At 50.7% G+C, this 21862-nt stretch carries 19 protein-coding genes; 6 read left to right on the top strand and 13 right to left on the bottom strand.

Going from position 1 to position 21862, the window contains the following annotated elements; all coding sequences use genetic code 11:
* Window positions 1-26: 26 nt before the first annotated feature.
* From EDC32_RS01875 to EDC32_RS01865, 3 genes are all read right to left on the bottom strand, one after another.
* Window positions 27-998: a DMT family transporter gene (locus tag EDC32_RS01875; RefSeq protein WP_022738353.1), complete on the bottom strand. Its 972-nt coding sequence runs from the start codon at window positions 996-998 to the stop codon at window positions 27-29.
* A 146-nt stretch (window positions 999-1144) separates the two neighbouring features.
* The gene (locus tag EDC32_RS01870; protein WP_132219801.1) at window positions 1145-2314 is read right to left on the bottom strand and encodes an MFS transporter; all 1170 of its coding nucleotides are present in this window, start codon (window positions 2312-2314) and stop codon (window positions 1145-1147) included.
* Between the two features lie 85 nt (window positions 2315-2399).
* Window positions 2400-3131, bottom strand: a complete 732-nt coding sequence (locus EDC32_RS01865) for a M15 family metallopeptidase (protein WP_425460163.1) — start codon at window positions 3129-3131, stop codon at window positions 2400-2402.
* Between the two features lie 829 nt (window positions 3132-3960).
* Between EDC32_RS01865 and EDC32_RS01860 the strand changes: the two genes are divergently transcribed.
* Window positions 3961-5151, top strand: coding sequence for a glycine C-acetyltransferase (locus EDC32_RS01860; protein WP_022738349.1), 1191 nt, complete (start codon window positions 3961-3963; stop codon window positions 5149-5151).
* Between the two features lie 86 nt (window positions 5152-5237).
* Window positions 5238-6203, top strand: coding sequence for an L-threonine 3-dehydrogenase (locus EDC32_RS01855; RefSeq protein ID WP_132219799.1), 966 nt, complete (start codon window positions 5238-5240; stop codon window positions 6201-6203).
* A 57-nt stretch (window positions 6204-6260) separates the two neighbouring features.
* On the opposite strand, the gene trhA is transcribed toward EDC32_RS01855, so the two are convergent.
* From trhA to ald, 3 genes are all read right to left on the bottom strand, one after another.
* Window positions 6261-6923: a PAQR family membrane homeostasis protein TrhA gene (trhA, locus tag EDC32_RS01850; RefSeq protein WP_246026819.1), complete on the bottom strand. Its 663-nt coding sequence runs from the start codon at window positions 6921-6923 to the stop codon at window positions 6261-6263.
* 89 nt (window positions 6924-7012) lie between these two features.
* Complete coding sequence (locus EDC32_RS01845; RefSeq protein ID WP_022738345.1) at window positions 7013-8620, bottom strand: PucR family transcriptional regulator; 1608 nt, start codon at window positions 8618-8620, stop codon at window positions 7013-7015.
* Window positions 8621-8851: 231 nt separating this feature from the next.
* Window positions 8852-9985, bottom strand: coding sequence for an alanine dehydrogenase (ald, locus tag EDC32_RS01840; RefSeq protein ID WP_022738344.1), 1134 nt, complete (start codon window positions 9983-9985; stop codon window positions 8852-8854).
* Window positions 9986-10365: 380 nt separating this feature from the next.
* On the opposite strand from ald, the gene EDC32_RS01835 reads away from it, so the two are divergent.
* Window positions 10366-10611, top strand: a complete 246-nt coding sequence (locus tag EDC32_RS01835; RefSeq protein WP_022738343.1) for a hypothetical protein — start codon at window positions 10366-10368, stop codon at window positions 10609-10611.
* A 147-nt stretch (window positions 10612-10758) separates the two neighbouring features.
* Here EDC32_RS01835 and EDC32_RS01830 read toward each other — a convergent pair whose 3' ends face one another.
* Window positions 10759-11679 (bottom strand): proline dehydrogenase family protein, encoded by a 921-nt coding sequence (locus EDC32_RS01830; RefSeq protein ID WP_022738341.1) that lies wholly within the window; start codon window positions 11677-11679, stop codon window positions 10759-10761.
* A 198-nt stretch (window positions 11680-11877) separates the two neighbouring features.
* Here EDC32_RS01830 and EDC32_RS01825 point away from each other — a divergent pair, with 198 nt between their 5' ends.
* Together EDC32_RS01825 and EDC32_RS01820 are read left to right on the top strand one after the other, a co-directional pair.
* Window positions 11878-13242, top strand: a complete 1365-nt coding sequence (locus EDC32_RS01825; protein WP_246026818.1) for a sigma-54 interaction domain-containing protein — start codon at window positions 11878-11880, stop codon at window positions 13240-13242.
* A gap of 143 nt (window positions 13243-13385) precedes the next feature.
* Window positions 13386-14336, top strand: a complete 951-nt coding sequence (locus EDC32_RS01820) for a class I SAM-dependent methyltransferase (protein ID WP_022738339.1) — start codon at window positions 13386-13388, stop codon at window positions 14334-14336.
* Here EDC32_RS01820 and EDC32_RS01815 read toward each other — a convergent pair.
* The 5 genes from EDC32_RS01815 to EDC32_RS01795 form a co-directional block, all read right to left on the bottom strand.
* Window positions 14333-15103 carry a DeoR/GlpR family DNA-binding transcription regulator gene (locus tag EDC32_RS01815; RefSeq protein WP_132219798.1) on the bottom strand — a complete coding sequence of 257 codons (771 nt, stop codon included), beginning with the start codon at window positions 15101-15103 and terminating at the stop codon, window positions 14333-14335. The genes EDC32_RS01820 and EDC32_RS01815 overlap by 4 nt on opposite strands.
* A gap of 267 nt (window positions 15104-15370) precedes the next feature.
* Window positions 15371-15883 (bottom strand): mismatch-specific DNA-glycosylase, encoded by a 513-nt coding sequence (locus EDC32_RS01810; protein WP_132219797.1) that lies wholly within the window; start codon window positions 15881-15883, stop codon window positions 15371-15373.
* Window positions 15884-15974: 91 nt separating this feature from the next.
* Complete coding sequence (locus EDC32_RS01805) at window positions 15975-16868, bottom strand: dimethylarginine dimethylaminohydrolase family protein (protein WP_132219796.1); 894 nt, start codon at window positions 16866-16868, stop codon at window positions 15975-15977.
* Between the two features lie 225 nt (window positions 16869-17093).
* Window positions 17094-17783 carry a response regulator transcription factor gene (locus EDC32_RS01800; protein WP_132219795.1) on the bottom strand — a complete coding sequence of 230 codons (690 nt, stop codon included), beginning with the start codon at window positions 17781-17783 and terminating at the stop codon, window positions 17094-17096.
* A complete protein-coding gene (locus tag EDC32_RS01795) occupies window positions 17761-19254 on the bottom strand; it encodes a sensor histidine kinase (RefSeq protein ID WP_246026817.1) in 1494 nt (497 codons plus the stop codon). The genes EDC32_RS01800 and EDC32_RS01795 overlap by 23 nt, the downstream gene beginning before the upstream one ends.
* Window positions 19255-19633: 379 nt before the next feature.
* On the opposite strand from EDC32_RS01795, the gene EDC32_RS01790 reads away from it, so the two are divergent.
* Entirely contained in the window at window positions 19634-20161 is a 528-nt protein-coding gene (locus EDC32_RS01790; protein ID WP_132219794.1) for a DUF420 domain-containing protein, read from the top strand.
* 45 nt (window positions 20162-20206) lie between these two features.
* Here EDC32_RS01790 and EDC32_RS01785 read toward each other — a convergent pair whose 3' ends face one another.
* Window positions 20207-21826, bottom strand: a complete 1620-nt coding sequence (locus tag EDC32_RS01785) for an FAD-dependent monooxygenase (RefSeq protein ID WP_158283186.1) — start codon at window positions 21824-21826, stop codon at window positions 20207-20209.
* Window positions 21827-21862 lie beyond the last annotated feature (36 nt).

Genomic DNA, 21862 nt, shown 5'->3' with positions numbered 1-21862 from the left:
CTGACAACAGCAGAGCCGCGCTTGGCTTACAACTCCGGCTTGGCCGATGGGCGGGGGGCATGCTTTCGGTGGGACAGATAACTATGGAAAATCATGCCGATCACAACCAGGCCCATGCCCGCCCAAGACCACAGTGACGGCAGTTCCGCTTGCAACCAAACCACTTCCATCAACACGGCAAACAGCACCTCAGCTGATTGCGTCGCTTCGACGGCGGCCAATTGTTGCATATCTCCCTTCACCATATCCGTCGCCTGGAAAAACAGCACCGTGGCCACCACTCCCGAGCACAGCGCTACCAATAACGACTGGAAGAGTTGGCTTTCGCTCGGCGCTCCAACCGTCAACCCGCCATAGATGGACAGCGCCAACCAAAACGGGAGACTCGCCAGCGTCATGCCCAATACCCGCTGATATGCGTCCAATTTCCCTTCGCAAACCTCCATCATTTTCCGATTGCCCAGTGGATAAGCGAATGAGGCCACCAGCACCGGGAGGATTCCCCCGACGATCTCTGTGAGGGAGAGTTGGCGGGCATGCTCCAACTGCATCAGCGCAATCCCTACGACGATCAACATGGAGACACCCAGAGCGAGCCATGGAATCGTTTGGCGGACTTTTCGCACGCCCGTCGGCGTCTGCACCTCCTCCCAAAAGAAGGGCGCCAACAAGGTACCCGATATAATCGTCACCTGCCATGTACCGGCGATCAACCAGCCGGGGCCGTATGCCGCCGCAAAGCACATCGGGGCGTAAAACAAACCAAACCCCACCATGCTCCATCCCAGCCAAGGGAGGGGATGAGCCCGCATATGGGCGAAGAGCGGCTTCACATTTCGACGCAAGCCCACGATCAGGAACAAAAAGGGCACCATAAACCAATATCGCAACGACGCACTCCAAATCCAGCTCCCTCCGGACAATTCCATCGCCCGATTCAACACAAAAGTAAACGCAAAAAAGAATGCCGCGATCACACCTAACAGTATCGGCCGCATCTTGCCATCCTCTCCCATCCAAACAAGGTCGTATTCTATTAAAAACTGAATGGTATGACTCCTTTACACAAAAACATTCTACCACACACCCGTGGTAGAATGCCCTATTAAAAAACATTTATAGAAGAAATTGATATAAGAGGTCTTTAGCTTGACGTTGACGCCGTGGGCAATGGTTGCCGTTTCAAGGCACCATGTAACAAAAACACCAGCCCGAAGCTAGGCATCGTCAACGCCGCCATCAGCAAGAAAGGCAATTGCGGCGACACTGCGTAGGCATATCCGCACAAAATCGTCAATAGCCCCGTGCCAAGCCCCATCGCCAAGGAAGCGTACGCTCCCTGCGCGGAAGGGATATATGCATTGGGTACCCATTGGTTGACGAATCGCATATAAGCAAAATGAGTCAAGCCAAACGTAATTGCATGCAACACTTGCGTGATGATAAACACCGTTGCATCGGGAAACAGGTAAATCGCTCCCCAACGAACGACGGACGACACCGCAGCAATGAAAAACATCACCGCAATCGGCACGTTGGCCATAAACCGGTCAGCAACATAGAAGAACCCGATCTCAGCGACAACTGCCACAATCATGATCAAGCCAATCTGGGAGTTATCAATCCCCAGCTTCTGCAGATAAACGACACCATAGCTGTTATATGCGGCATGTGCCCCTTGCAGCAAAATGCATACCAACAGGCACCAAATGAAAGCACGTGACTTGAATAGCTTGCGCATGGACACGTTGTCCCTGGTGGACGCTTTTGTGGCGAACTGGTTGGACACCCCGACAAAAGAGTGCAGATATACAATGATTATTCCAATAAACAAAACATATAGGGTGCTAGCATCCCCCAGCCGGGATGTAATCCAGCCCGTCACATACAGGCCGACGATGTATCCCACCGAACCCCACAAACGGCTTCGGCCATAATCAATCTGTTTCTCTTTGGCCAACATGTTGGCAATGGTTTCATTCATCGGCAACAACACCGGATATGTCCAAGCGAACAACACGGTCAGAACCAAGATGGGCACAAAACCTTGAAATGGAATAAATCCAAGCAAGATGACCGCCGACAAGAAAGGAAGCCATCGCGCCAACTGAGACAAAGGGGCCACGCGGCATAAGGCTGGATAACCATACAACGTAGACGCGGACCGCACAATCAGACTGAGAGAGACAAACCAACCGGCTTCTTCAATCGAAAAACCTTTCGTTTTAAGCCAGGCTGTCCAATATGGAATAAAGACGCCCCAGGTGAAAAAAAACAAATAAAACTGCACTGACATGCCTGCTTGTTTATTCATTCCTCCAACTCCCCAAACAGATAAAGCCGACCCAACACAATGGGTCGGTTATTTTGTATGATGATCTGTCATCAGACCACGCCTGTTATTTTGGTACCGAATAATACTCTTCCAAGACAATGCCTCTGCTCTTGATCTCTTGGGCTATTTCCTTACCAACATAGCGGATGTGCCAAGGTTCGTATCCATAGCCAGTCACATCTTCTTTCCCTTTGGCATAGCGAATGATAAAACCAAATTCGTGCGCATGGTCCGCCAACCAACGCCCTTCCGCTGTTGCGGCGAACGACTCGATCAAGCGGAAGCCCACACTGCGGGCCGACACGTCCATCGCCAAGCCAGTTTGGTGCTCGCTATGACCAGGCACAGCGTTATATTTGGCTGTGCTCTCTTTCCCTTTTCTCCTTAACGCCGACTCATAAGTCGCTTGTTGCCTTTCATAAGAACGGTACCCTGATACAGCAACCAGCTCAATCCCTTGTTTTTTTGCTGCGGCAAACAATTGCTCCAGCGCTTGGGCCGCCTCTTTGCGCATCAACTTTTTCTCATCCTTGCCCCATGAAGAAAACGGCACATCGGGCTGTATCAAGTCTGCAGGCTTATACCCCGACGGCAAAGCACGTTGTTTGTTGACCAGTACCGCGAGCGAAGCCGGGTCTGACGGAATCGCAATCACCTGTTTGGCTGGCGGTTTGGACACAGGTTGATCTTCCGGTTTGGCTTGTTTGGTTGCCGTCTCTTTGGAAGGGGTTGGCGTCGAATCGTTAGCAGCCAGTGATCCCCCGCAACCGCCCAAAAGAAGAGCCGCTCCTAACATCAAAGTAGCCAGGTGAATCGATTTTTTTGTCTTGCGCACTCTCTCCCCTCCTACGTAACGCATATTATCTCAATCAATGTAAACCTCTCTTACCTCTCTCTGGAGAACATGGCTAAGGTAGAGCGAAACTCATCTTCCATACCCTTCATGCGCCAAGCGCGTGCATGCGGAAAAATTGGCTCCGCTCATCAACAGCATTAAAAAAAACAATTTCGTTCTAAGCTATTTCAAAACCATCTTATGGACAAAAATAACGAGAGGACCGTGTTTTAACACGTTTCCCCATTCGCTTCTCGTCCATCGACGATCGAGACGACATTTGAAAAACACGACGCAAAACATGCCTGTGATTCTCCAATATAAAATAATAACTTAAAATGAGCAGAGATATAAGGGGCAATCCCCAACGTTAGCAAAATAACCATATCTTCGGAAAAGCGAAAGCTATCTTGTTTGCCCATTGAGATTGTAGAAAGAACTTGAAGCAATCGGAAATATTTGCCACCAACAGCTGGATAAGACCTGGTCCGAACAGGCCCACCCACATTCCGAACAACATGTATCCATTCATCATTTATTTGGTTTATTTCAACATATAAACCCAATAAAACCTTTTTATAACAAATTCATGCTTACGGGACCAAATGCCCATACTTATGAAGAAAGAAAAAATATTTTGTCCACCTGGCATAAACACAATGAAAAAAATATGTTAAAGTAATGGTGTAAACCGCGTCATGACAGCGCTTGCATGCGATTCATTTGTCCATTCACCATGGACAAATGTTTACGAACAAAAGAATACCCGGGACTTTGGAGGGATTTTATCGTGTCAAGCAAGGTATTATCACAATTCTTACAGGAAAATTTACAAGAACTGAAAGAAAAAGGACTTTATAATGTGATCGATCCTCTGGAAAGCGCCAACGGACCTGTGATCAAGATTGATGGACGGGAATTGATCAACCTCTCTTCCAACAACTATTTGGGTCTGGCCACCGATCCGCGGCTTAAAGAAGCGGCCATCAACGCGATCGAAACATACGGGGTCGGTGCTGGTGCCGTTCGGACCATCAATGGTACCCTCCAACTTCACGTCGAGCTGGAAGAAACCCTTGCTGCTTTCAAAAAGACGGAAGCAGCCATTGCCTACCAATCTGGATTCAACTGCAACATGGCAGCGATTTCAGCTGTAATGGACAAAAACGACGCCATCTTGTCTGACGAGTTGAACCATGCTTCGATCATTGATGGTTGCCGCCTCTCCAAAGCGAAAATCATCCGCTTCAACCACTCCGACATGGATGACCTGCGCCAAAAAGCGAAAGAAGCAAAAGAATCCGGCCTTTACAACAAAATCATGGTCATTACCGACGGTGTCTTTTCTATGGATGGGGATATCGCCAAACTTCCGGAAATCGTGGAGATTGCCGAAGAATACGATCTCATCACCTATGTGGATGACGCACACGGCTCCGGCGTGTTGGGTGGTGGCGCTGGTACAGTCAAACACTTCGGCCTGTCTGACAAAGTGGATTTCCAAATCGGCACCTTGTCCAAAGCAATTGGCGTAGTCGGGGGATATGTGGCTGGGAAACGAGAACTGATCGATTGGCTCAAGGTACGCAGCCGTCCGTTCCTGTTCTCCACTGCCTTGACGCCAGGTGATGTGGCCGCGGCGAAAAAAGCGATTGAAATCCTGATGGACAGCACCGAACTGCAGCAAAAACTGTGGGATAACGCCAATTACCTGAAACAAGGCCTGAAGGAGCTGGGCTTTAACATCGGCGACAGTGAAACACCGATCACGCCTTGCATCATCGGGGGCGAAGTGGAAACGCAGGCATTTAGCAAACGCCTGAACGAAGAAGGTGTTTACGCCAAAGCAATCGTGTTCCCAACCGTACCACGCGGAACCGGACGGGTGCGCAACATGCCTACTGCCGCACACACCAAAGAGATGCTGGATCGCGTCTTGGAGATCTATGCCAAAGTGGGTAAAGAAATGGGAATCATTTAATGGTTTCACAACGCAGCAATCCTTAGCACTTCATTAGATGCAAGTCACCTGATGACAAATCGTTCCATTTGGTTGGAGGAAGACTTATGAAAAGAATCCTTGTTACTGGAGCCTTGGGGCAAATCGGATCAGAACTCGTTATGCGTTTGCGGGAAATCTATGGCGCAAGCCATGTAATCGCCACTGACATCCGGCGGACGGATAGTCCCGTCGTGGAATCGGGCCCCTTTGAAATATTGGATGTCACCGATGCTGAAGCGATGTACGCCGTCGCCAAAAAACGGCAGGTGGACACCATTATCCATCTGGCAGCATTGCTGTCGGCAACCGCCGAAGCCAAACCCCTCTTGGCTTGGAATCTAAACATGGGCGGATTGGTCAACGCCCTCGAAGTAGCCCGCGAGCTGGATTGCCAATTTTTCACCCCCAGCTCAATCGGTGCCTTTGGCCCTTCTACACCCAAAGACAACACTCCGCAGGACACTATTCAGCGTCCTACCACCATGTACGGGGTAAACAAAGTATCGGGCGAATTGTTGTGTGATTATTACTACCATAAATTCGGAGTGGATACCCGTGGCCTCCGTTTCCCGGGATTGATTTCCTATGTGGCTCCCCCCGGCGGCGGCACGACCGATTATGCGGTGGAAATCTATTATGAAGCGATCAAGCAGGGCCGGTACACTTCTTACATCGCACAAGGCACATACATGGACATGATGTATATGCCCGACGCCTTGAACGCCATCATCACCTTGATGGAAGCCGACGCCGCCAAGCTGAAACATCGCAATGCCTTTAATGTGACGGCGATGTCCTTTGAACCGGAAGAGATTGCCGCGGCCATCCGCAAGCATATCCCCTCCTTTACCTTGGACTATGATGTCGATCCAGTGCGCCAAGGAATCGCCGAAAGCTGGCCCAATTCCATCGACGCCACGGCGGCCAAGGAAGAATGGGGTTTCAAAGCCGCTTATGATTTGGAAAAAATGACAGCGGACATGTTGCAAAAGCTGAGTGAAAAACTTACTCCCGCCAACTTGCACCCGTAACGGCAACATCATAAACAACAAAAAACGTCTCCCCATCTATCCGGGGAGACGTTTTTGTTATGATTGCATTCCCAGCGGAATGATATATGCAACCATCATGGCGAAGTGGACACCGGAACCGGCAGAGACAAACAGATGGAAAATCTCATGAAACCCAAATTTTTGGGGAAAGAAATCAAATATCTTGGTGGCATAAATGATAGAGCCGATGGTGTACAACACACCGCCCACGATCATCAGGATGATTGCCCCCAGCGGTAGCACTTTCACCAGTTTGACAAAAGGAATCACCGCGATCCATCCAAGTGTGACATAAAACGCAGTCGACACGTTACGCGGAAGGTGGATGAAGGCAATTTTCAAGACAATACCTATGACGCACATCACCCAGATCACCGTTAACATGACCGTTCTCCACAGTCCGTCCAACCCATGATAAAAAACTGGAGTGTAGGAACCGGCAATCAGCAGGTAAATGGCGCAGTGGTCGATCTTCTTCAGGATCAGTTCCTTCTTTGGTGTCGTTCTCACCCAATGATAAATCGAACTGGCAGCATACAGCAAAATGAGACTAACTCCGTAGATGGTCATAGTGATCAAGGTAGAGATGTTTTCACGGCTCAACAAGATCAGGTATACCAAGCCGACAACCGCCGCCAAACAGGTGACAAAGTGGGTCCAAGTATTGACGGGTTCTTTCATTTTCAACGCATTCCACATATTCACATCTCTCCTTGTAAAGGTCGTGCCTGGCAACTCAGGTTGACGCGTAAAAGCAGCAGAAAAACCATGTTAATGCGCGGCCGCCACTACCAGTCTCTTTTCTTTTGGCGCGCTGACAAGAATCGATAGCCGGAGACGGCCGTTTCCAACGCGAGGCGTCGGGCGGGTGCTTCCCAATCATCCCCCAGCATGGCAGCGATTTGTTCCAGGCGGTAGTACAAGGTTTGCCTGTGGATGAACAAAGATTTGGCCGTCTGCTGTTTTTGCAGGCCAGTTTGAAAGTACACTTCCAAGGTGCGCACCAAGTTCGTCTTGTTTCTGGCGTCGTATTGCAACAATGGGCCCAAGTGAAGGTCGACAAAAGATTGCACTGCCGCCGTGTCCATATGCAAAAACAGTTGCCACGCCCGCAACTTCTCATAATGGATCAGCGTATGCGTACCCATGACGGCGCTCCCATCCTCCTCATCCTGGAGATCATCCCGAGGCACTTCGTCCATGGACAAAGCCAGACAGGCTTCTTCCCACGCTTTAGCCATCCGGTCAAGATGGTCAAGCCGATGGCTGACCCCCACTTTCCATCGGGTCGTCAAGCGCGGATGAAGTCGACAGAATTGTGCGAACAGCATGTCAAACCCTTTGTCAACACGAGCGATAAAGGGATCAGCAGCAAATGTTTGCTGTTCGGCGAGGATGATCGCCAAGCGGTTCTCCACCGGAGCCACCCAGACTTTGATCCCTTTCTGCTCAAACACATGTTGCATCATACGGATCAGCTGCACCAAAAACACTCGCCCCAGTCCGCTCTCATCCGCAAACGTCCACTCGTCTTGGCTCAGCGCACACAGCACGCAATTTTTCCGTTTCTCAAACACCCCGAGCAGGCTCGACGGCACCTCGCCCCGCTTGCCGCCTACCAAATCGACCATCCACCGCTTGCCTTCTTCCAGCTCCCACTCTTCGGACAAAAATTGGCGCAAATACTCTTGGGCGATGGCGATCATCACACGATCGATGATCAGGTTCAAATACTCCGTCAGCTTGCGGGTGGTTTTGATGTAAAGTTCGCCGATGTTCACTTCTAACACCGTGATTGGGCGACGAAGCGCGTTCTTCTTCATCGGCGTTTCCGTCTCGGGGTAGATGAACGTCTTGCCCAGATAATCTTCAATCCAGACCACAAAGCCGGTTTCCTTGTGCAGGAGTTGCAGGATTTTTCTCAACCCCTGCGGTTGCAAAGTCAATTGCAAAAATTGGGTCGAGATGCGCTCCAACGACAACAGCTGGTCTTGATGCCGCGCGATCAGCCAAGTGTGGATGTCCTGCGTGATCTCCACGAATGAGACCGGCTCCTCAAAGATGATGATGGGAAACTGGCTTTCATCGGCAAAGCGCTTGACCGCCTCCGGAATGACGACGAATTGGTGTACCATCTCAATCGACAATGCGGCCACTTTGCTTTCAACGAGCTCACGGACATAATCCAGCTTCAGCTCTTTCTCCTCACCTATCCCTACCCCGGTCATCAGCACCAACTCCCCGCCTTTGACATAGGAAGAGCCGTCAAGGATCTCCAGCACATGAACCCAGCGAACGGCGCGGTTCAACCCGCCTTGCCCGGCAATAACCTTTGCCTTTTGAAACAAGGGGCGTTTTAACATTTCTGCTACGGTGAAAGAATCAAGGATATTCATCTTATCTCACCCCCTTGCCACTGATTATTTCCGTCATAAACCCAATAATCCTATTGTAAAGAACTTTGCTGTGAAATGATAGTGATGACTAATAACTCCATCACCTTTTCCCATCGCTTCTCTTATAGCAGAGCCGCACACCAGCAAATCACAAAAAAACAAGAGAGGCGGCATGTTCGCCACCTCTCTTGTTTATCTGCGTGTGGTGTTTTAGGAGTGAATCGGTTTTTATTAATGAACGACGGATTCTTTGCGCAGGACTTCTGCCAACTCTTGGAAAGGCAGTCCATGAGCTTCCGCTACCGCGCGGCAAGTCAACACACCATCCAGCGTGTTTACCCCTTTGGCGAGGGCTTTGTTTTCGGAAACCGCCTGTACTACCCCTTTATTAGCAAGCTGCAATCCGTATGGTACCGTTACGTTGGTCAGGGCCAGCGTGGAAGTACGAGCGACCGATCCCGGGATGTTGGCCACTGCATAATGCAAGACGCCGTGTTTTACATAAGTTGGGTTGCTGTGTGTGGTGATGCGGTCAACCGTTTCAATGGAACCACCTTGGTCGATGGCCACGTCCACGATCACCGATCCTTCTTCCATGCTTTTCACCATGTCTTCCGTCACCAACCGCGGTGCGCGCGCACCAGGGATCAGCACGGCGCCGATCAGCAGATCCGCTTTTTTGACTGCATTGGCCAAGTTGTAAGAATTGGACATCAATGTTTTAACCCGTCCTTGGAACAGATCGTCCAATTGGCGCAGACGATCGGCGCTGATGTCGAGAATGGTTACACTTGCGCCAAGGCCCACTGCCATTTTTGCGGCGTTTGTACCTACAATACCGCCACCGACAATCACGACTTCCGCAGGCAACACGCCGGGCACGCCACCGAGCAGAACCCCTTTGCCGCCTTTCGCTTTCTCCAGGAATTGGGCACCGATTTGGATCGACATCCGTCCTGCCACTTCACTCATCGGAGTCAACAGTGGCAATGAACCGTTGTCCAGTTGGATCGTTTCATAAGCGATCGCCGCCACTTTGTTGTCGATCAGCGCTTTCGTCAACTCCGGTTCCGCCGCCAGGTGCAGGTATGTGTAAAGAATGAGGCCTTCACGGAAATAACCGTACTCTTCCTTCAACGGCTCTTTCACTTTCATCACCATATCGGCCGACCATGCCTCTTTGGCGCTGGAAACGATTTTCGCACCCGCTTCCTTGTACGCTTCATCACTGAATCCGCTTCCCAGACCAGCGCCTGTTTCCACCCACACTTCATGCCCTTGGCCGATAAAGGCTGCTACGCCGCCCGGGGTCAAACCAACCCGGTTTTCGTTGTTTTTTATTTCTTTAGGTACACCAATGATCATCGCCATCACCTTTACATTCAGTATGATAAAATAAAGTATAAAACCAAAGGAAAACGATTACATTAGACAACATGTATAAACTCAAGCCGTTTTCCTTCAACATCCTGCCAACGTCACCCATTTGATGCGCAAACCTGCTATGATAGAGTTGGTTTATTCATATCAACCAATGTCCATTCCATTTTCAGCAATGCATCCGGCGCTGTCCGGATGGGACTAGGGCGTGTCTGATGGAAAAGGTTTTTGCACCGCTTCTTCCCACTAACTTGATCTGCCAGACACACCCTAACCAGTGGCCGCGCTTGGAATGGGCATCGACTATCGTAACACGCACCATAGGTCATTATCATCGTTGTTACGCATCTTAGGAGGAGACCTACATGAAGGTACTAGGTGTTGTCTTTAAAGATCGGATTGATCTAAAACTCTTTTTCGTCGTCATGGAAAACCAAGTTCATCTGGAAGTGTGGGACATTCTACACAATTATCACTTTGAAGCGTTGGATGTCTGCCATCCTCTGCATGAACCCCTGACATTTGATCTAATGCATCAGATGTTGCAGGACATGTCTCACAAATTCGATGAACTTTATCCCGACTATCTCGAAAAATTGACGGCGTTATAGTAGTAGCGAGAATAAGAGAGGCTAGCTTTTGGGGTGAAGAGCGAGGGGCGGGTACCAAACCCATTTCCCAGCCGCTCACGGAAAGGTTATCCATCAAAAAACCGGCCCACAGACAAACGTCCGAAAGCCGGTCAGTAAAACGGAATCTTATTTTTTGAACATCGACTTCAACACAAACGCGACATTGGCCGGACGCTCGGCCAAGCGGCGCATGAAGTAGCCGTACCAATCGTTGCCATAAGGCACATACACCCGCATCGTGTATCCTTCTCTAGCGAGTTCCAGCTGTCTTTGCACCCGGATGCCATACAGCATTTGGAATTCAAACTGCGAGAAGGGGATATGGTGCTCTTTCACAAACTTTTTGACGTGTTCAATCACGTTATCATCATGTGTGGCGATGGCTGCGTAGTTCCCGTAAAGAAGGTGTTTCTCGATGATCTTGATGAAATTGCGGTCCACATCTTCTTTGGCCGGGAAAGCCACTTCTGGCGATTCTTTGTACGCACCTTTCACCAAGCGCAGGTTTGGCTTGAACTTGTTCAACTCATCGATATCCTGCTCTACTTTGTACAGATATGCTTGCACGACCAAGCCTACGGTTTCACCGTATTCTTCCCGCAACTCACTAAAAATGTCCATGGTGATTTGATTGTGTTCGTAATCTTCCATGTCGATCCGCACAAAGTTGTTGAGGCGTTTGGCGCAATCAAGAATGCGGCGCATGTTTTTCATGCACAGTTCTTTCGAAATGTCCAAACCCAACTGCGTCATTTTTAATGACAGATTGGACTTTACACCCGCTTCTGCAATCGCTTCCAAAGTACGGATGCAATAATCAGCCGATTCGATCGCTTCTTCTTCACTAAATACGAATTCGCCTAAATGGTCCAACGTCGCAACAATGCCTTTTTCATTCAGCTCTTTGACTGTGGAGATCGCCGCTTTGATGGTTTCACCGGCCACGAATCGGTTCGCCCCAAACCGAAGCCCCCATTTTTTAGCCGCTTTATTGGCTACTTTGTTTTTTGACAAGAATAAAAACATATCCCGCATCAATTGTTCCATCATAATCTCCCCTTGTGCCTTTCCTGTTTTAGTAATAAACAATCTAGCAAAAATCATACCAACTTATTTTCACAGGATTTGGCGGCCATTTATTCACTAAATGTACACAAAGGTGTTCAATCACTTGCACATCTATGTTTAATCGATTACACTTTTGTTCATGATTATCAACCCGGCACTGGGTAGGAGGAAACGCCATTGTTACACGCGGAAACGATTTTAAACACCTTGTTGGACATGGTCAGCGAAGCGATCACCATTGTCGACACAGACGGGACGGTGCTTCACTGGAACAAAGCCGCAGAACAGCTGTATGACATTCCCGCGGCAAAGATCGTCGGCAAAAACATATCGGACTTCAGCTGGAATTCCCTCATGATTTCACGCATGTTGGAAGAAGGGCAACCAATTCAGGAGGCCTACCATGAACCACGCCCCGGCGTGTACGTCTTGGTGAACACATCCCCTATTTTCCGAAACGGCACCATGATCGGAGCCATTTCTTGCGAACAGGATGTGACCAAATTGGTCCGCTTGGGGAATGAATTGTTTTCCACCACTTCCCAGCTCCACACTCTGGAAGAAAAAATCAGCCAACTGGCCTCTGCCCCGGACCCTTTCCACCGCATCAAAGGAAACGGCCCGGCCATTTTGCAAGCGGTGCAAGTGGCTCGCCGCGTCGCACCAACCGACGCGACCGTGCTCATCACCGGCGAATCGGGGGTCGGCAAAGAGTTGTTCGCCCATGCCATTCATCATGGTAGCCAACGGGCCAAACACCCCTTTGTCGCCATCAATTGCGGAGCGATCCCGGCTTCCCTATTTGAAAGCGAGCTGTTCGGCTACCAGGGGGGCGCCTTCACAGGCGCGGATCGAACAGGAAAAGCGGGCAAGCTGGAGTTGGCACATAAAGGAACCCTGTTTTTGGATGAGATCGGCGAACTTCCCTTGGATATGCAAGTAAAATTGTTGCGCGTGTTACAAGAGAAACAATTTTACCGCGTGGGAGGAACCGAACCCGTCAAAGTGGACATCCGCATCATCGCCGCCACCAACCGGAATTTGGAAGAGCGCGTCAACGCGGGCGCTTTTCGTGAAGATCTCTTCTACCGCCTCAATGTGGTGTCAATCGAAGTGCCTCCCCTCCGCGATCGGATCGAGGACATTCCCGAATTAATCCAATTGTTCGCCAGGGAAATCGCTGTGCAATACGGCAAGCCCAATCCTGAATTCAGCCCGGAAGTACTGGTTACCTTAATGAACTACAATTGGCCCGGAAATATCCGTGAGCTTCGTAACATCATCGAACGGCTGGTAATCCTGACCGAAGATGGACCGATCAGCCGTGAGCATTTGCCAACCGCCGTGCAAGTACCCCGTCTCCATGCTGAAGCACCACTCCCCCCTACTCTCCCCAGCGGCATGGGGGAAGAAATCTCCGAATATCACGCGATACAAAATGCACTACGCACCACTTATGGGAACAAAGCGGCTGCCGCCAAGTTGTTAGGCATCTCCCGGGGAACGCTCTACAACAAAATGAAAAAGTACGGGTTGCGATGAGGCTTGTCCATCACCACACAACAACCAGCCGCCCGCTTCATTCCGGACGGCTGGTTGCCTTTTGTCAAAATGAAAGAGACATATCCATAGAAATATCGAATATATAGAAAGAAATATCGGTGCTTAGAGGTGAGTTCACTTTCATGATCCGATCGACCAACGAAAGGCGCCAGTCAGGGCAGGCCAGTTGGACTGCTGAATTTGCCGCTTGGTTCCGCGCATTGGAAAAAAGCTTCCCTAAAGAGCGCCGTCTGTTTGAAGACCCTTTTGCTGTGCGGTTTATTTGCACCCCTTTGCAAGCGGCCACCCAGTTTGCCCGCCTACCCTTCATTGGCAGAATTGTGCCGATGTTGCTGGATCGCTTTGGCCCCGGTGCTCGAACCTCAGGGGTGGCTCGCACCCGCTTGATTGATGATCACCTGACCCATGCCTTGGAACAGGGCATAAACCAAGTGGTGATCTTAGGATCTGGCTTCGATAGCCGTGCTTACCGCATCCCGCGCATGCGAAACGTGCGGGTGTTTGAAGTGGATCAACCGCACACGCTCTCCGCCAAGCGAAAAAAGCTGGCCGGCTTGCTCGGCCAATTGCCCACAAGCGTGACGTTTGTCGAAACCGACCTCAATGTGCAGCAATTGGAACGAACCTTGAGCGCCGCCGGCTTCGATCCATCCCAACCCGCTTTTTTTATCTGGGAAGGCGTGACCCAATACCTGACTGAACAAGCGGTTGACAGCACTCTGCGCTTTATCAGCACCACCGCGCCCGGCAGTTTTCTGCTGTTCACCTATGTGCACCAACACGCCATCAAGCAGTTGGCAGCAGACAAAAAAACACGGCGCATCCACCGGTTGTTGGAACGTATCGGGGAACCGTGGACATTTGGGATGCTTCCCGAACAGTTGCCTGCTTATCTGGAGGCACGCGGATTGGTTTTGGTAGAGGATGTCAATGCCGTCACCTACCGGCGGAGATATCTAAACCCCGAAGGCCCCCATCTGGCGGGTTACCCGTTTTACCGCGCTGCCTTGGTACAAGTGAAGCAACGGGAAGCAGAGCCGCAGATCCGTTTTTTCCGCACCTATTTCTCTTAGCTCCACGCACCCGGCATCACCCTTATCACTTCCACCTCCGCCTGCGCCAATCTCTCCTGCCACTCCTCGGGCACATCGTCGGCAATCAGGACATCGATTTGTTCCAACGGGCACACTTTGAAAAATAGTTTTTTGTTAAACTTGGTGCGATCCACCAACACAATCACTTGTTCTGACTGAGCAATCATTTGCCGCACCACTTGCCCATCATCTTCACTCGGAAAATAAATGCCGTCCTCGGCCACTCCGCCCCCTCCCATAAAACACTTGTTAACATGGTATTCCTGCAACTTTTTTACCGTGCCCACCCCGTACAAATAGCGGCTGTGCGCATGGAACACTCCCCCGAGCAAATGAACGGTCACTCGCTCTTTCGTCGATAGAATATCGGCGATGTCAATGGAATTGGTCACCACGGTCACCTCTTCCGCCTGCAACGCTTGAGCGGCGTGTTGCACGGTGGTGGAGGTATCCATCAGCACCACATCCCCATCTTTGATGTGGCGGGCCGCCTCTGCCCCGATCCTACTCTTCATTTCACTCTTCAAATCGAGCCGTTCCTTGTAGCTTTCGATCTCCTTTTGCAACACGGGTAATACTGCTCCACCCCGTGTCCGGATGATGGCGTTTTGTTCGCTTAATTTCACCAAATCGCGGCGGGCCGTATCGCGTGATACACCAAACCGTTCACAAATCTCCTGCACACTCATGCGCTGATGTTCTTTGAGATACCGCATGATGGCGACCAATCTTTCTTCTTGGTACATGAAATCCTCCCGCTCGATCAGTATTCTTACGTAAATATAAGCATATTTAAGTTATATGGTCAAATATATTATAATTTCACTTACAATTACTTATACAGCGTTTTGCTTGACCGCTTCCGCTCGGGGTATAGTGGTACAAAGAGAGAGACGGAAATTGATGAACGGGGCGATAGCGTTACTCCAGCATGCGGGAGGCGTGATATCGCCGCCGTTCATCCCTATGTCATCTGCTGTGGCGCCTGACTTATTGCGCGTTCAGCGGATTTTTTATTGAGTCTTGATCAACCGCGCCAATTCAGCATAAATGGCCACGATCTCATCCAACTTCATGCGGACCAACCCGCTGGAAGAAGGGGCCACAAACTCCTGCACCCCTGGAATGACGGATGATTCCTGCAATCCCCATGCGGCGCTTTTCTTGCCGCTATATTGGAGGTACACGCCTTTGCCCACGAAGCAGACCACTCGAGGGCGCCAGTCCGCAATCTTCTGCATCAGCCGAAGTCGCCCGACACGGTATTCCTCTTTCGTAATCTGGTCCGCCCGCTGGGTCGGACGCTCAACGATGTTGGTAAAGCCATAACCCAGCTTTAACAACTCCCTGTCTTCTTCCGCACGGTACAACCGCGGGGTTAATCCCGACAAGTGTAAGATTTTCCAAAATCGGTTGTGCGGATTCGCATAATGATGCCCGGTTTCCCCCGATTTAAGACTGGGGTTGAATCCGACGAACAAAATATCCAAATTGGGAGCCAAGTGGTCAGGAATAGCGGTTGGCAATCCCGCTCACCTCCGTTAGCGTGGTTCTTCGCGCTTGGCTCAGCTGTTTAGCGAACTGGCTCCCGCGCGCACTCATATTATGGCATAACCGTCAGTCACCGACAAAAACCCCGCCGCGGCGCAAAGGAAAGGTGATACACCGAAACGAACCACCCGATTTCGTAATTTCCGTGATGTCGATTTCATACACTTCCAACCCTGCTTTCCCCAACTCTTCATTGACACGTCTGTTTTGCGGCAAGCTGATGATACGTCCCTCACCTAGCGACAGCACATTGGTCGCCAGCCGAAACTGCTCTTCTTCAGTCACCTCGATCAATCGATAAAACCGGCGCAACGTTGCCAAGGACTCGATATCAAAGGCATCCACATACACCAATGCCACCCCAGGTGCAACCACATTCAAAATGCAGTCCAAATGCAGATACCGTGGTCGCACGGCAATAGTCGAAACCTGGTGGTGGGGAAACCATGCCTGCAACTCGTCCACCACCTCAGGGGACGTGCGATTGCCAACGCCAACCCAGATCTGGTGGCCGTCTATCATAATGTCTCCCCCTTCCAAGCTTCCACTCTGTACTTTGGTAAATGGGATGGCTTGTTTGCGAAGCCAAGCTTCTAACGCTTTCTCCTCCCCCCGCCGAATGGATTGCTCCATCCTTGACAAAATAAGGCGATTTCCAATCACCACGCCGATATCCCGAGTAAACACTTGTTCAGGAAGGGTGGGTACAGGCGACAACAACTCCACCCGGATGGACATATTAACCAAAAATTCAATAAATTCGTTAAATTGTTCGGTTGCCCGCGCCACATCAATGTTTTCCCGGAAATAATGTTGTTGCGTATGATTGATCACTTCTTTAATGGACATATAAGCAGGCGGACACATCAGCACCTCCTGCAATCGGTCATACTCGCTTTCACAATATACAGACCGCTCGATAAAATCACCCTCACGTTGTCTGCTTTTTGTGGTCGCCATCGGCGGTGTTCACTCCTTTCCGCTTCTTTGAACAGCCAACCATCCATCCCACCTGCCGCTCGCTTAACAGACGCACAACCGCATCGGCTGAACCTCTGTACTAGGTTCAGTTCCCACTTCATTTGCCTTTCAAACAGCCTGTCCCGTGTGATAGGCAAGGAGTGGTGCCCATGCGCAAAACAGCCCTTGCGCCGATATCGATACCAAACGCAAGGGCTGTGTTGGTCAGACGTTCAAACGGTAACCGGCCCCCCACACGGTTTCAATCAACTGCGGGCGGGAAGGGTTGGCTTCAATTTTTTCACGCAATCGGTGCACGTGCACCGTCACGGTGGACAGATCAGCAGTCGCATCCACGCCCCACAGCCGATCAAACAAATTTTCTTTGCTAAACACCTGGTTGGGATGGTTGGCAAAGAAGCACAACAGCTCAAATTCTTTACTCGTCAGAAACACTTCCCGCCCCCTGACATGGACGCGGTGTGAGGATTGGTTGATGACCACATCGTGCAGGTGAATCTCCTGCTGCTGTTCTTCCCGTTTTGCCAAAAGGCGTTCATAACGCGCCAGATGCGCTTTCACCCTGGCGACAAACTCACCGGGGCTAAACGGCTTGGTAATATAATCGTCGGCACCGAGGCTGAACCCTTTAATCTTGTCGATATCCTCATTGCGAGCGGTCACCAACAAGATGCAAACGTCTTTTTCCGCTCGAATCCGACGGCACACTTCAAATCCGTCAATGTTGGGCAACATCAAATCCAGCACGATCAAGTCATAATCGGCGCGTAGTGCGGCCTGCAACCCCTTGTGCCCCGAATGCTCCACCTCCACCTGAAAGCCGTTCACCTCTAAATAATCTTTTTGCAATTGCGCAATGCTGGTGTCATCTTCAATGATTAACACTCGTTTCACCATGTTCACCTGCCATCGGTAGGGTGAAGAAAATGCTTGTTCCCTTGGATTTTTCACTCACAGCCCAAATCCGCCCGCCATGCCCCTCCACGATCTGTTTGGCGATCGCCAATCCCAATCCGCTCCCCCCTGTCTGGGAGCTACGGGAAGGCTCAGCACGATAAAAGCGTTCAAACACCCGAGACAGACTAAGCAGCTCGATGCCCGCGCCATTGTCCTTCATTTCAATGGTCGCCTTGCCGTCACCACAAGTGACGTTGATGGCCAACCACTTCTCTTCTTTGTCCCCGTACTTCACACTGTTGTCCAGCACATTGCCCAACACCCGGGCTAGTTTTTCCGGATCGGCCCACACGTAGATGGGTTCCGACGGCCAGTCATGGCGCACCACAAACCCCGCTTTGACCAAATCAACCGCCCGTTCTTCCAGCACATCCCGCAAATACGCTTGCAGATGAATCGATTGAAACGAAAACGGAGCTTGCTTCAAATCCAATTTGGAGAACAACGCCAATTCATCAATCATGCGATCCATGTAGCGCGCCTTGGAGGCAATCGTCGCCAAATATTGTTCCACTTTGTCAGGCGAATTGGCCACTCCGTCTCGAATGCCTTCCACATAGCCGATGATGGAGGTGATGGGGGTTTTCAAATCGTGAGAAATGGACGAAACCATTTCCTTACGGCTTTGCTCAGTCTGCACTTGTTGTTCGACTGAATCTTTGAGTTTGGATCTCATCTCTTCAAAAACGCTGGCCACCCTGCCAATCTCGTCCCGGGCCATGGGCGCGATGCGAAAGTCCAATTCCCCTTCCTTGATCCGGTTGGCAGCCTGCTCCAAATGATTGAGCGGACGGATGACACTGCGGGAAACCAGGTAATACACATACCCATTGCTACCGACAAACAAAATCAGCAACATCACCAAAAAGAATGGCAGGCATTTGCGAACCAATTCGGTGAAAGGATTAACCTTTTTCAGTAGATACAAACTGCCATCGCCTTGATCAGGACAATCATAATCAAATTTGATAAATGAATAATATTGCCCGTTCACTTCCAAGGTATCGCGCACCTTAAGATTGGCCGGTTCGTATGGCGGCAAGACCTGGGCGACCTGTTTGTCTTTCAATGTGGGCGACTGATACAAAACGGTTTGCCCTTTGCGTACAACCAAAGCCATCTTCACCGAAGCCAGCCGCTCTTTCTCCAGATTGTGCCATACCTGCTTTTTTTCGAGCAGATCCGGCTGTTTCTTGGCCATGTATTTTAAGTCAAGATATAGATTTTCCTCTTGGGCGCTGAGCGGTTTTTGCGCGATGTAGTGGGTGTAAAAATGGCTTACACCGGTGATGTCCCCGGCCAGCGCCACCATGCTCACCAAGATGCCGGACACGAGTAGTACCAGGGAAAGGATGAATATGGATGTGAAAGTGAGCAAAAACCGGAGGCGCAGTGAGGTGTTCTTCAACTTCCCCTTCCCCCTTTTGCGACGGACAAGGTCTTTTTCCGCGACTTGGTTATTTCCCTGCCATCATACCCGCGCATGGATAAAAAACAACAGAAAAAATTGTACAAATGCCAATATCATTGTGACGAATTGATGAACAAACGCAATGACCAGATGGTACGTCCCTGTCACGTAACCATCGGCTTCATTGACTATCCCAAATCGAATCTCTAAAATAGCCAATGAGAGTATTCGTGTTAGTCGGAAGCTGAGCCAAGCGCATACATCAACCAAAATGACGCATGACCAAGCGAACCCCTGCCACAGCCTAGCTGCCAGGGAGTCGCTTTCGTCTACAAATTTATTCTTATATCGCACGCACAGATTGGTGGGAAGTAAAATGAAAGTGAAAACAGACAAATACACCCCCTGGATTGTCGGCATTACCATCCTGCTCAATTCCGTCATTGCCCTGCTTTTTTTTATGCCTAAGTATGAAGGGCTCTCCCATTTGGATTTGACGTTTTTGCCCGCGCTTAACGCCGTCTTCAACAGCTTCACCACGTTGTTTCTGTTGGGGGCGCTGATCTTCATCAAACGGAAAAACATCACCATGCATCGTCGCTTCATCTTCGCGGCGTTCACCAGCACTTTCTTGTTTTTGATCACTTATGTGTTTTATCATCTCAACGCCGAATCAACCCCCTTTGGCGGCGAAGGCGTAATCAAGGTGATCTATTACATCGTGCTGATCAGCCATATCGTGCTGGCCGCGCCAACCGTGTTCTTGGCACTGTACACAGCGGTGTTCGGTTATAAGATGGATGTAGAAAAACACCGCAAAATCGCCCGCTACACCATGCCGATTTGGTTATATGTGAGCATCACCGGCGTGCTCGTCTATCTGATGATCTCTCCATATTATTGATGCAAACAAGCCCGCCTTCCCATCTCGTCAGAAGGCGGGCTTTCCTTATTCCATCCCTGTCGGCACAACCCACTGTGCCACGTCATCCCAAACGCGCTCCGGAGACGGCCCCACAGCCAAGGCGATATGCCCATCGGGGCGGATCAACAGTGCACCCCCTTGCTCCAGACCAGCCATGGCGTGGATCACGCCTCCGCCATCGTGTACGGTGCATGAGCTTGAGCCATCCCAGCCAATCACCTGCACACGAATCTTGTCCCCATAGCGGTCCACTATGTTTCTCTTCAATTCCCCCCACTGCTTCACCAGTACATCTCCCGATTGATTCCCTTGAAACAAGAGAAGAGTGTGACCGGTATCATGCAAGAGATCCCAGAGGCGTACCTGCACACCATTCGCATTCAGCCACCCGGCAGGCAAGCGATCTCCGGCTCTCAGGCTGCCTTCACTTCGGCCTGGCCGTTGGTCGCGTACGATCGGACTGTTTCGGTAAGAGTGGGAAAGTTGCGCCAGCCCGTTTGCCATCTTCTCTTGCCGCTTTCGACTGGCAGCTACAAGCGGTACCAACCGGTCGCGTATCCCCCTGGCCACGGGGTTTTGAATAAGCATCGCGCGCGTCGCCAAGGCCGTCAACTGCACAATCCGTTTGCCGATCGGCTCCCGCTCCGCCTCATAACTGTCCAATAATGACGCTGGTGCCTCTTTTTTCACCACCATCGCCAGTTTCCAAGCCAAATTAAAGGCGTCTTGGATGCCTGTATTCATCCCTTGCCCACCGATCGGCGAGTGGATGTGGGCCGCATCTCCAGCCAAAAACACCCGTCCTTGGCGATAATGTTTCGTTTTCCGTTGATTGATACTAAACCGCGACAGCCATGTGGGTTCAAACACCCGCGCCCGCCCGAGGCCACATCGCGCTAAAGCATGTTCCACCTCCGACAAAGTCACCTCTTCCTCCGCTGATGGCAGGTCGAACACCAGGCGGTACCGACTCTCCTCTCGCATCGGGAAAATGCCGACAAATCCCCCTTTTACCCAAAAGGCATGTAATTCATCCCGGGGCAGATCAACATCCAGACCAACATCGGCCAAGGCAAACCGGCGCGCGAAAGCACGCCCATCAAACGACATACCTAACTGGTGGCGCACCGTACTATGCGCACCATCACAACCAATCACCCAATTGGCGATCACTCGCTCCTCCTTACCGTTTCCCGATCGCAACGTGACCTCCACATGCTCTCCTTCCGCGGCCAACGACACCAGTTCAACTCCGCGCTCTACCCTCGTTCCCCACCGAGCCAATCGCTCCAACAGTGCGATTTCTGTCACCGACTGCGGCACAATCAACAGAAACGGGTATTCACTGTGAAAAAGCGGCGCCAACTCCAGATGAACAAGGCGTTTTTCCCGACTAAACAGATTTACCCCTCTCACTTTGTTCCCTTGATCCACAAGCGATTGGCTTATGCCAAACTTCTCAAGTATCTCCAATGTCCTGGGTACCACACCCAGCGCTTTGGAATGAATGGACGGCGTCAGGGCGCGATCAATGATCCGGCAGTGCACCCCTTGCCGAGCCAGTTCATTGGCTAACGTCAAACCAGTAGGGCCAGCACCGACAACCAGTACCTCGGTGACATGTGCAGATACCGCTTCTGCCATTCCCCTCATCCTCTCTTTGGGTGAAAATAAATCAGA

It is taken from the genome of Laceyella sacchari (genome assembly GCF_004343255.1).
Classification (GTDB): Bacteria; Bacillota; Bacilli; order Thermoactinomycetales; family Thermoactinomycetaceae; genus Laceyella; species Laceyella sacchari.
This window is presented reverse-complemented; position numbering and strand designations above follow the sequence as displayed.